The 10216-nt window shown below is 70.9% G+C and carries 15 protein-coding genes; 1 reads left to right on the forward strand and 14 read right to left on the reverse strand.

Features of this window, described 5'->3' with window-relative positions:
• Positions 1-32 precede the first annotated feature (32 nt).
• The 12 genes from AC07DW_RS31950 to AC07DW_RS32005 form a co-directional block, all read right to left on the reverse strand.
• The gene (locus AC07DW_RS31950) at positions 33-1082 is read right to left on the reverse strand and encodes a hypothetical protein (protein ID WP_478861148.1); all 1050 of its coding nucleotides are present in this window, start codon (positions 1080-1082) and stop codon (positions 33-35) included.
• A gap of 12 nt (positions 1083-1094) precedes the next feature.
• On the reverse strand, positions 1095-1979 hold the full coding sequence (locus AC07DW_RS31955) for a phage distal tail protein (RefSeq protein ID WP_478861149.1): 885 nt from the start codon (positions 1977-1979) through the stop codon (positions 1095-1097).
• A 4-nt stretch (positions 1980-1983) separates the two neighbouring features.
• Positions 1984-4395 (reverse strand): phage tail tape measure protein, encoded by a 2412-nt coding sequence (locus AC07DW_RS31960; protein ID WP_478861150.1) that lies wholly within the window; start codon positions 4393-4395, stop codon positions 1984-1986.
• Positions 4396-4619: 224 nt separating this feature from the next.
• The gene (locus AC07DW_RS31965; RefSeq protein WP_478861151.1) at positions 4620-5108 is read right to left on the reverse strand and encodes a DUF7426 family protein; all 489 of its coding nucleotides are present in this window, start codon (positions 5106-5108) and stop codon (positions 4620-4622) included.
• On the reverse strand, positions 5108-5650 hold the full coding sequence (locus AC07DW_RS31970; protein WP_478861152.1) for a phage tail tube protein: 543 nt from the start codon (positions 5648-5650) through the stop codon (positions 5108-5110). The genes AC07DW_RS31965 and AC07DW_RS31970 overlap by 1 nt, the downstream gene beginning before the upstream one ends.
• A 12-nt stretch (positions 5651-5662) precedes the next feature.
• Complete coding sequence (locus AC07DW_RS31975) at positions 5663-6094, reverse strand: minor capsid protein (protein ID WP_478861153.1); 432 nt, start codon at positions 6092-6094, stop codon at positions 5663-5665.
• Positions 6091-6438, reverse strand: coding sequence for a hypothetical protein (locus tag AC07DW_RS31980; protein ID WP_478861154.1), 348 nt, complete (start codon positions 6436-6438; stop codon positions 6091-6093). Before AC07DW_RS31980 ends, AC07DW_RS31975 begins: the two co-directional genes overlap by 4 nt.
• On the reverse strand, positions 6435-6752 hold the full coding sequence (locus AC07DW_RS31985) for a hypothetical protein (RefSeq protein WP_478861155.1): 318 nt from the start codon (positions 6750-6752) through the stop codon (positions 6435-6437). Before AC07DW_RS31985 ends, AC07DW_RS31980 begins: the two co-directional genes overlap by 4 nt.
• Complete coding sequence (locus AC07DW_RS31990; RefSeq protein WP_478861156.1) at positions 6749-7147, reverse strand: hypothetical protein; 399 nt, start codon at positions 7145-7147, stop codon at positions 6749-6751. Before AC07DW_RS31990 ends, AC07DW_RS31985 begins: the two co-directional genes overlap by 4 nt.
• A gap of 2 nt (positions 7148-7149) precedes the next feature.
• Positions 7150-7398: a hypothetical protein gene (locus AC07DW_RS31995; protein ID WP_478861157.1), complete on the reverse strand. Its 249-nt coding sequence runs from the start codon at positions 7396-7398 to the stop codon at positions 7150-7152.
• Entirely contained in the window at positions 7398-8408 is a 1011-nt protein-coding gene (locus AC07DW_RS32000; protein ID WP_478861158.1) for a major capsid protein, read from the reverse strand. The genes AC07DW_RS31995 and AC07DW_RS32000 overlap by 1 nt, the downstream gene beginning before the upstream one ends.
• Before the next feature lie 19 nt (positions 8409-8427).
• Positions 8428-9114: a hypothetical protein gene (locus AC07DW_RS32005; RefSeq protein WP_478861159.1), complete on the reverse strand. Its 687-nt coding sequence runs from the start codon at positions 9112-9114 to the stop codon at positions 8428-8430.
• Between the two features lie 44 nt (positions 9115-9158).
• On the opposite strand from AC07DW_RS32005, the gene AC07DW_RS32010 reads away from it, so the two are divergent.
• Positions 9159-9596, forward strand: coding sequence for a restriction endonuclease (locus AC07DW_RS32010; protein ID WP_478861160.1), 438 nt, complete (start codon positions 9159-9161; stop codon positions 9594-9596).
• Here the strand turns inward: AC07DW_RS32010 and AC07DW_RS32015 are convergent.
• Both AC07DW_RS32015 and AC07DW_RS32020 read right to left on the reverse strand, forming a co-directional pair.
• Positions 9527-9736 carry a ribosome modulation factor gene (locus AC07DW_RS32015; RefSeq protein WP_478861161.1) on the reverse strand — a complete coding sequence of 70 codons (210 nt, stop codon included), beginning with the start codon at positions 9734-9736 and terminating at the stop codon, positions 9527-9529. The two genes, AC07DW_RS32010 and AC07DW_RS32015, sit on opposite strands and share 70 nt — an antisense overlap.
• Positions 9737-9797: 61 nt before the next feature.
• Positions 9798-10001, reverse strand: coding sequence for a hypothetical protein (locus tag AC07DW_RS32020; protein WP_478861162.1), 204 nt, complete (start codon positions 9999-10001; stop codon positions 9798-9800).
• Positions 10002-10216: the final 215 nt, after the last annotated feature.

A 10216-nucleotide genomic window follows, 5' to 3' on the forward strand; every position in this document is an offset into this window, starting at 1 on the left:
AACTGGTCCTCGTCCGCACGACGGCCTGCTGATCACCCACCAGCCGAACCACCAGGCCAAGACGGCCCGACCTCAATTTCCCCCAAGGTCGTAAGCGCGGCACCTGACCACAGGGACATCTCGACGTAGTCGCCCGCCGCGAGGACGATCGGTCGGGCCGAGCCGTGACCCTGCCCGCCCGACGACGACGGCACATAGCTGAGCTGGACGTCGCCGGCGTTGTTGATCTGGACGCGGGCACGGGCCTGCGTTGCGCCGTTCGGCCACACCTGATGCGCGTAGACGACGTACAGTCCGCCGACCGGCGCCGTGACGCGGGTCGTGGCGGACGCCGACCACATGCCGGTGGTCGACATGGCGTCGGTGCCCGTCCACTGGATCTTGACGTACGAGTTCGCGGGCACGTTGTAGGTGTTGCTTTTGACCGTCGACACGTAATGCCGCTCGACGACCGGCCGCCACGATGCGGTGGTCTGCGACCAGCGCATGAGCCGCCCGTCGTGGTCGGCGTACTGGCCGTCGTACGCGCCGGCGTCGGCGGCGCTGCCGCCGGGTGGGATGCCGCCCGCCGCGACGGTGTACCGGCGGCGATCGGTGAGTGAGCTCGACCAGTTGATGCCACCGACGCCCGCCGAGGTGCCCGGAAGCACTCGAACGTTCCACAGAGGCAGGCAGGCAGGGGGCAGGAGCGGCGGGCTCGGGGTCGCCGTTTCCTCGCCGACGAACACCTCGATACGGGCGAGGTTCTGCCCGTGCTCGTCGAAAAGCTGGTCGAGCACCCGCACCGCCACGGTGTCGATGCGGGTGAACTGGGGGCCGCCGTCGGTGATCGTGACGGTCTGCGGGGCGTCGAGGGCGACCGGGTAGGCGCCCTGCGGGGTGGTGCCCTGGACGACGGCGCGGCCGGGGGCGATCTGAAGCGTCATCGCTCCCGCGCCGGTGGCGGCGAACGGCGCGCCGCCGGGGATCACGCCGTCTCGGGTGCGCAGCTCGGTCTCGGGGGTGTACGTCCCCAGAGGGGCGAGGCGCGTGTCTTCTCGGGTCTGCCCCGTGGGCAGGAGCCATGCGGGGCGCACGGTCACGGAGGGACCTCCTTACCAGTAGGCCGAGCGATAGCGCACGGCGACGGAAGCGGTGGGGTCGGTGCTGCCGGGGGCCGCGCGGAACGCGAGGGTCGACGTACCGGGCGGCAGCGTCCATGTCTGCTCGGGCACGCTGCGCGCGGTCGCGGTGTAGAGCCGCGAGGCGGTCGAGTTGAGGGTGACGGTGCCCGCGCGGGTGTCGACGGTGAGCACGTCGCCGACGGCGAGCGGTAGGTCGTATTCGAGCGTGTCGCCGGTCTCGATGTTGGTCAGGGACGGCCGCTCGACGGGGCCCCGGAACTCGATAAGCGGGTGCGTGTCCGCATCGCCGAGGTTCGACACGGACAGTGAGCCGGTCGAGCCGGGCTCGCCGAACGCGAGCGGCCAGCCGAGCGGCCATCCGAGCCCCGGCTCGGACGCCGGAAGACGTCCGGGGGCGACCCGCTCGATCAGGTCGTACCGGCGCGGGTCGCTCGCCTCGAACTGCATCGCGCCGCCGATGGCGACGCCGATCGCGTATCCACCTGTCCCGACCGGCACGGTCCGCCGGATGCACCGGGCCCACGAGAGCAGGGGCGGGGAGTCGTCGAGTTTGATCACGAGGGGCTGCTCGTCGTCGCGGAGTGCCGTCGCGGCGGACAGGGTTCGCACGGCGGTGCTCATGCGTCCGGGCTCGGTGCGGATCACGACGCCGTCGAGGGTGATCGTCCTCGGCTCGGCGAGCAGCCGGCCGGGGTAGGCGCCGTGAGCGTCGGAGCGGTTGACGCTTCCCGAGTCGTAGGCGGGTGTCTCCTCCCACCCGGTCAGGGACTCCCACCCGTAGGTGGTGCGGGGGCCGAGCAGCAGGTCGCCGAACTGCACGTGCCCGGGGAGGGAGACCAGATCACCGGGGGCCAACTGGTCACCCCCTCGCCTTGGCCTGCCACGCGAGCGCGGCGGCCGTCTGATCGGCGGTCGCCGAACCTGCGTGCCAGTTCTCGATGTGGACTGTCGGCCCCCAACCCCCGGCGGCCGGGCGGCCGTTGGCGGGCGCCCGGGCGGTGGCGAACTGCGGGGCGGCGGGCACCGAGACGAGCCTGCGCATTGTGCGGTCGACGGCGGGCGCGCCCGCCTTGATGCCCTCGACGATGCCGGCGGGGATGAACTTTCCGATCTTGTCGCGCATGAGACGCGACGGCGATTTGATTCCGAGGGCTTTCGCGATCGGTCCGGGGATCAGATCCTTGGCCCAAGACATCAGGGTCGATCGGAGCCACGAGCCCATGGCCTTGATGCCGTTCCAAAGCCCCTTGATCAGATCCTTTCCCTTGTCGTAGAGCATCGATCCGAAATCGCCGAAGTAGCCCGCGATCTGGCCGGGGAGACCTCGCACCCATGCGAGCATTTCACCGGCCTTGCGGACGGTGCCCGACTTGATCGAATCCCAATGCTTTATGATCAGGCCGACCAAAGTCCAGTTGAGGAAGAAGTCGACGATCCGGCCCGGGATTCCCTTGACCCAATCGACCGTGGCGTTCCAGATGCGGAGCGTCCCGGCTTTGATCGAATCCCAATGCTTGATGATGAGACCGACCAAAGTCCAGTTGAGGAAAAAGTCGAGGATCGCCTCTCCGATTCCCTTGAGCTTTCCCCACACCCAATCCCACGCCGCCTTTGTAGCGGACACGATCGTGTCCCAGTTGGCGACGATCAACGCGACGATGCCGACGACGGCGGCGATCACGAGCGCGATCGGGCCCATGGCGAGCAGCCACGCCGCAGCCATCCGGGCACCCTGTATGAGGGACTGCGTCCCCATGAGCACCCATGCCGCGACGACGCGAACAGCAGCCGCGGCGGCACCCGCGCCCTGCGCCACCCATCCGGCCACCATCGTGGCGTTGAGCAGCACAAACCGGGCGGCGGCGGTGACACCGGCGGCCGTCTGCGTGGCCCATCCGGTGACGACGGCGGTCGTCGTCGTCCAAGCGGTGATACCGAGCGCGACGAGCGTCGGCATCATCAGGAGCGTGATCACACCGGCGGCGATCGTGAACGCCGTCGAGTGATCGGAGACGAATCCGGCGGCCGTGCCGAACGCCGAGCCGAAGGTGCCGAGGTAGCCGGCGGCCGTCTCAAGCCCCGGTATCAGGTAGGCCCCGAGGGCCCCGACGACCTTCTGCTCAATGCCCCGCTTGAACGCCTCGAACTTCGTCGCCGCATTGTCGTGCATCGCATCGCCGGCGGCGTCCGTAGCTCCCTTGACGTCTCCCAGCGCCTTTACGGCGTTGGATGGATCGAGAGAATAGATCGCCTTCTGCATGTCCTCGGCCTTGGTGCCGAAAAGGCCGAGTGCGATTTCACTCTGCTTGGCGGGGTCCTTGACGTTGCGCAGCCTGTCGAGGACTAGATCAAGCGCCTTTGCTGCTTCCGGGCCGCCGGTCTGAAAGACCTTTTGCATCTGCTCGGCGGAAAGGCCGAGATCCGTAAAGGCGGTAGCTGTCGCCTCGCCCATTCCCTGCGCTTGAAGGGTGAACTCCTTCAAGCTGTCGGCGACCGTATCGGCATCGCGAGCGCCGCCCTTGAGGCCCTGCTGCAAAAGGCCCATCGACGTCTGAGCGTCGAGGCCGAGCTGCCGAAATTCCGTCGGATATTCCGAGAAAGTGTCGAGCAAATCCTCGGCGACGTCGACGCCCTGCTGCGAGCCCTTGACGAGCACGTCGAGGGCCTGCTGCGCGGAGTCGGCAAGACCGGTCTTCATCATCGTGCCGACCGCGCGCGAAACCTTGCTGACGTCCTCACCCATCACCGAGGCGGCGCTCGCGACCTGCGTCGCAAGTGTCTTGACCTGTCCCTGCGTTGCGTCCGGCGGGAGTAGGCCGTTCCGGGCGATGCCCTTGATGATCTCGGCGCCGTCCGCGACCGAGTCGACGATGGCGCCCGCGTAGAGATCGCCCGCGACCTGGCCGTACTGGGCGGCGACCGGGCCGGTCGCGCCGAGCTGCGCCTCAAGCTGCCCGGGGATCTTGCCCTGTTCGAGGGCCTTCCCGATCCCGGCCATGAGGGCGCCGCCGATCGCGCCGCCGATCGCTGCGGCGGCGAAACCTTTCAGCGCGGTCCCCATGCCGGAACTCGCCTGCTCGGCACCGTCGGCCGCGCCCTCGGCGAGACCGTCGCCGAGGGCGTCGCCCGCAGCCTCGCCGGCGCGGTCTGCCTCGGCGGCGATGCGGTCGCCGCCCGCCTGTACCGCAGCGCGGGCGCGGTTCATACCGGCGTCTGCGCCCGAGTCGTCGATCGTGACCGTGGCGGCGAGCTCGCCCACCATCAGTGCCATGGGGCCTCACCTCCTGCGGTGCGTGCCTCCCGAGGGGGAGGGATCGGGCGGAGGGGTGAGGACCCGCGCGAGGCGGGACTCGGCGGAGAGCAGGGCGAGGACGCGCACGCGCAGCCACCGCCAGGAGCGGGAACGGAGCAGGCCCGGGGCGCCTAGGTCGATGCCGTAGACCTCATGCAGATCTGCCTCGACGAGCGGCCACTCGGCGAGGATCTGCGCCCACGTCAGTGAGCCTTGCGGCCCTTCTTGCCCTTTGCGCGGGCGGGTGCCGGGCGGGTACTCGTACCACTCGTAGAGCCCCGACTCGGGGTCGAGCTCGCCACACCCGATCGGTTCCGGCGAGCTGCCCGATTCGGGGCCAGACGAGAAGGGTCGCCGGCCGCGTTCCAGTACCGCTCTGCGGCGGTCTTGTCCTGCGCGATCCACACCATGGCGGTGATCGCGGCGTGCTTGAGCGCGGGCCACGGCACGGCGTCGGCGACCATCTCATCGTGGGCCGAGCCGAGTACCTCGCGGTACAGGTCTCGCTCGGCGGCGTCGCCGAGCACCTGCTCGTCGGCGCGCCCGCCGTCGGCCGCCACGGCGGCGGCGTTGATCAGGGCCTGCGTCCGCAGACCGATCTCGGCGGACGGGGCGGGCACGGTGTAGAGGCGGCCGGCGATGGGGAGTTCGAGCCGTTCGTCGAGCAGCTCGTCGAGGGCCTCGAACGCCATCAGGCATCACCCCCCGCCTTGAGGGTCTTCGCCTCGGCGGCGGCAAACGTGCCCCCGCCGGCGACCGGGTTCGTGATCTCGACGAGCGGACCCGAGCCGGTAAGCGTGACCTTGATCGTGTCGACCTCATCCGGGCCGCCGCCGTCCGGCTCCCACGTCACCAGTGCGGTGCCTTCCTGGGCGTCCGGGGCTCCGTTGCGGTCGTAGTAGCGGACCCGTACGTACGATGCGGCGCCGAACGAGCGCGACGCCTTCCTGAGCGCTTCCTGTGCGGCATTGAAAACCCCGGTCGTGGGGTGCGCGCGGTGCGCGAGGGTGGTCTCGATCGACCACGCGAGCATGGTCACGGCCTGCTCGCTCCACCCCTCGGCGTCGTAGGTCGTGACTTCCTGCTGAGTGGGTTCGATCTTCGGAGTGAACTCGGTGACCCCGGGGACCAATGCCCACGCCGGGGTACCGGGCGTCGTGCTCATATCCAGTTCGAGGCGGTACCGGCGCGCGAGCGCGGTTACGGTCTCGGCCGGGGGCGTCGGGGTGCTCAACGGCGCCTCCTTCTATTCGAGATGGGGGCTCGCGCGGTGCGCGCGGGCGTAGTAGTTGGCGGTTCGCTCCCAGCGGCCCGAGGCGTCGGTGCCGATCGGGGCGGCCGAGACGCGAAAGACGAGCTGCACCGGGACGGCTCCGAATCGGTGCGGGCCGGACCCGTGCAGCAGCTCGTGCACCTGGTCGTCGAGGGCGTCGACCTCGCGCGGGTCCGAGCCCGCGCGAGTGCGCACCTGAATCCCGGTGGTCGTGTCGGTCAGCACCGGGGAGTCGGTGACCGGGTAGGCGGCGAGGCAGATGCACCGGTCGGGTGCGGGCGGAAGGGCCGCGATCGTGATTGCGGTCTCGCCCGCCGCGTACGCGCCGTCGGGCCGGTAGACCCCGACGCCGGCGGCGGCGAGCAGGCGAGCGAGACCGTCGAGCAGGTCGACGGTGTAGGTCATCGCAGCGCGCGCCGGATCTGCGCGGCGATCAGCGCCTGCACCTCGCCCGCCGTCTCGGGCAGAACGCCCTCAAGGAACTTGGCGGTTCGGCCGGGCGCGTGCCGGGCGGTCATGTCCTCATGGACCCTGCGCGCGTACGGGGTGTCGTAGCTGACGGCGGCGGTCATCTGCTGCTCGTCGACCGACGTTGCACCCGAGCGTTCGAGGGTGCCCTCGGCGATCGGCACGCGCTGCCTGCTCGCGGCTAGGACGTGCTCGGCGCCGAGCAGCAGCCCCCGGGCCGCAGCCTCGCGGATCGCGCCCGTGGCGACGTCACCGTTCCAGCGGAGTCGGGCACGGCTCATTCGCACATCACCTCCGTGGACGCGGGGACCGGTAGGCCCGGGGCGGTGTGGACTGCCGTACTGATCGCCGTCGTGATCCGGCCGCCGGGCAGCGTCACGCGCGACCCCGCCGGACAATCCAGACCGGGGGCGGCGATGATCTGCGCGGTGCTCGTGACCTCGCGGCCGTCGGCGGCGCGCGTCATGCGCACGGCCTCGCCGACGAGCGCGGGATGCTCGACGAGCGGCCCGTACGTCGGGCCGTACGCGCCATCGCCGAGGTAGGGCTCGACGCCGATCCGGTGCCGCAGCATGGACGGCGGAACTCGGGTCACCACTGCTGCACCTCGCCCGGGGTGAGACCGGCACGCAGCAGCCCGCGGGCCGCGCGTGGGGCGAGCTCGACGCCGGACGCGCCCGCCGTCGAGGCGGCTCGGCCGGACAGGCTGACCGGGCCGATCGAAACCGAGTCCCACTTGCCCGCCGCGCCCGTGCCGTCGTCGCCGGCGGCGAGCCAGTATTCGACCTGCGCGCACGTCGCAGAGCCGAGCGCGGCGGCGATGTCGGGGTCGGTCGGGTCGCCGTCGTCGTCGACGGGGTAGATCGCGGTCAGCAGGGCCGAGTCGATGTCCTCGCCCGCCCGCGCGATCAGCCGCTCGGCGTCCGCCGGGACAGGGGCCCCGAGCCATGCGGCGAGCTGCTCGGGGGTGGTGTAGGGCTGTCGGGCCAAGGTCACCCCCTCGCGCGGCGGGAACCAGAACGGCCCGCCGACTTGTCGTCTGGCGGGCCGTCCGGCTCGGTGGCGGGCGCCTCGCCCGGCGGTTCGTCGTCGAGGGGCTCGACGGTGTATCCGGCTCCCTGGCAGTAGCCGATGATCGCGACGTCGTCCGTGGTGGCGGTGCCGTCGATGAAGTGGAGACCGCCGGGGCCGTCGCCGGTGTAGTCGGTGACAGGGGCGGTGATGCGCACGTTCATGGGCATCACGCGCTCTTGATGTTGCGCAGTACGGCCGCGGCCTTGGTCGCCTTGAGAACCGGGGCGAGCGGCCCCATCTCGACCTCGCCGAGCTTGACCGCGCCCGAGCTGTTGAAGTCGGGAAGCCACGTCTGCACGAGCGGGACCGAGGCGACCGAGGCCCCGTGGAACCCGTCGAGCCCGTACCGGATCGCGTACAGGTCGCCGAGCCCGGACACGTTGCCACCGGTACCGGCGCCGTCGGGGTCGCGGGACACGAGCCCGATCACGTCGGCATTGCTGCCCGCCTTGGACTTGAGGTCGATCAGGGGGATGCCGTTGTACGCGACGACCGGCCGGCCGAACGCGTCCGTGGACTTGTCGAGCTGATCGGTCCACGCGGCGATGGCCTTGAACAGCGCGAGCGTCTTCCGGTTGCCGTAGATCACATCCGGGGTGTCGTCCATGGCAGCGAGCCACGAGTCGATGTGGCGCTGCGCGGCCAGGGCCGCCGCCTTGTCGTTGATCGCCGTCCAGTCGAGGAACCCGCTCGCGACCCCGTTCGCGAGCGGCAGGTACTCGGTGTCGGTGCCCGTGAGGATCTTCGACAGCCCGTCGAACCCGTTGGTGTCGGTGGCCTTGTCGCCGTTGATCACGGCGTCGGCGAACCGCGCGCGGGCCGCCTTGATCTTCTGGGACATGTTGAGGGCGACCGCGCCGGACGCTGCCGCGCCGATGCGGGCGATCACCCGGTCGACTCGGAAGCTACCGCCGAGCGGAACGAGGTCGACGGTGTAGCGCTGCGTCTGGACCTCGGCCGGGGTGTACTCGGAGTTGAGGGGGCGGAACTCGGCGTTCGCCTGTGTGATCAGACGCCGGTACCCGTAGGTCAGGGTGTCGCCGCCGCCGGTCGGGTTGACGGTGTTGTCGAAGGTGAGTCGGTCGAGGATGTCCGAGCTCTTGCGGAACTCGTCGATCACGGTCAGGTCGAGGTCGTCGGTCGCGTTGTTCCGCGCCTCGGCGAGGGAGGTAGGCAAATCGTTTCTCCTTGGCGGGTCAGCCGCTGGTCATGCGGGCGGCGACGGCGTCGTGCAGGGTGGTCGCGCGTCGCTCGCCAGACGGCGGGCCGTTGAACTCGCCGCCCCCTCGGGGCGGGGTCGGGGTGGCGCGGTAGAGGTCGGGGTCGGCGTCCACGGCCGCCTTGATCGCGGCGGTGAGCTTGTCGGCGAACCCGCTGTCGAGCGGGTCGAGGTCGGCGACCGAGGCGAGGAACGAGCGGGAGTTGAGCAGGCGGTCGCCGCGCGCTCCTTCGTCGGCGGCGACCCGGGCGACGGCGAGCTCGACCCGGGCGGTCCGGAGCTCGGCGGCGTGCTCGGAGAGCAGCCGGTCGCGCTCGGCGACGGCGGCGGCCAGGGCGGCGGGGTCCTGCTCGTTCTCGCCGCCGTTGGGGTTCAGGGCACGGGTCACGGCGTCGAGAGCGGCGCGCAGTTCGTCGCGCTCGGCCGCGGCCTGCTCGGCGCGGGTCGTCGCCTCGGCGAGCTGCTGCTCGGCGGCCGGATCGGCGGGCGGCGGCGTGCCGGGGGCGGGGTTCGGCTCGCCGGACGGCGGGGCGGCGGGGGCGCCGCCCTCTCCCGAGCCGCCCTTGATGGGCCAGATCGGGCGCCCGTCGCGGCGGTAGCCGAGTGCGCGGTCGCCAGTGCGTGGGTGAAGGGGCAGAGTGTCGTCGGGGACGCGTCCAGACATGGTGGGCTCTCCCTGTTGTCAGTAAGGGTGTTTAAGGTCGGGGCATGACAAGGTCTGCTGAGCGCGCGGCGACTGACCCCAAGTGGCGGGTGTACGAGAAAGCAGTCGCTGAGTACGTCAGGCAGCTCGATCCGGGCGTGACCGTCGAGCACGATCAGCGCCTGCCGGGTCTCTTGAGTGGTCGCCCTCGGCAGATCGACGTGCTCGTACGCGGCAGGCTTGCGGGAGAGACGATCTTGATCGTCTGGGAGTGCAAGGACTATGCGCGCCCGGTGGGACTGGGGACCGCCGAGGAGTTCATCGCCAAACTCGTGGACGTTGGGGCGAACAAGGGCGTCCTGATCGCTTCCGGTGGCTTCACCGAGGCGGCGATCAAGCGGTTGGAGAACACGACGCAACCGCGAGTGAACGCCTACATGTTTCGGTTGGCTCCGCCCCCAAGAGAGTTGAGGTACGAGGAGCTCGACGACTGGCTCGACTGATCGTCGGCGGCGTAGCCGCGAATCCAAGCGGCCGTCAGCCGGGAGTCGTTGAAGCGGGGGCAGGCGGTCGCCGGGCGACCGGCCCGCGCGGCTGCGAGCCCGGCTTGCCGAGCCCGCAGGGCGTCCTCGCGGAAGCCCAAGCGACCACCCCCTAGTAGTGCGTGTCCCGGCGGAGGGCGCCCGCCGCCGGGGACGTACGACCTAGTTCCCGGTCGCGCCGGTCTTGCGAATGATCAGCACCATGATGGCGCGGGCGTGGTTGGCCACGGCGCGCAGGTGCTCGGTGATGGTCTCCGCCGGCCGCTGGGCCTCGGGACCGCACGGGGCGATCGGGTCGGACGCGAGGGCGACGAACGAGACGGCGCCCATCGCGAACGGGATGGTCTGAGTGATCAGGTCGAACACGGGTTGCCCCCCGGGTGAGTTGTGATCGTGGTGGTGCGCCGGGCGCCCGGCACCAACTCAGGATCACGACACGGAGAACAAGATCGCAAACGGTGTTTTCGCCCGTCAGGCGGACCTCTGAGGGGGTGGGGGGGGGGGGGGGGGGGGGGGGGGGGGGGGGGGGGGGGGGGGGGGGGGGGGGGGGGGGGGGGGGGGGGGGGGGGGGGGGGGGGGGG

It is taken from the genome of Streptomyces sp. NPDC045701, from assembly GCF_056432045.1.

What these genes read in the sequence shown, in the direction of transcription:
- AC07DW_RS31960 (WP_478861150.1), bottom strand. Translation starts at nt 4,395, where the DNA reads ATGGCACTGATGGTGGGCGAGCTCGCCGCCACGGTCACGATCGACGAC.
- AC07DW_RS31965 (WP_478861151.1), bottom strand. Translation starts at nt 5,108, where the DNA reads ATGGCGTTCGAGGCCCTCGACGAGCTGCTCGACGAACGGCTCGAACTC.
- AC07DW_RS31975 (WP_478861153.1), bottom strand. Translation starts at nt 6,094, where the DNA reads ATGACCTACACCGTCGACCTGCTCGACGGTCTCGCTCGCCTGCTCGCC.
- AC07DW_RS31980 (WP_478861154.1), bottom strand. Translation starts at nt 6,438, where the DNA reads ATGAGCCGTGCCCGACTCCGCTGGAACGGTGACGTCGCCACGGGCGCG.
- AC07DW_RS31995 (WP_478861157.1), bottom strand. Translation starts at nt 7,398, where the DNA reads ATGCCCATGAACGTGCGCATCACCGCCCCTGTCACCGACTACACCGGC.
- AC07DW_RS32005 (WP_478861159.1), bottom strand. Translation starts at nt 9,114, where the DNA reads ATGTCTGGACGCGTCCCCGACGACACTCTGCCCCTTCACCCACGCACT.
- AC07DW_RS32010 (WP_478861160.1), top strand. Translation starts at nt 9,159, where the DNA reads ATGACAAGGTCTGCTGAGCGCGCGGCGACTGACCCCAAGTGGCGGGTG.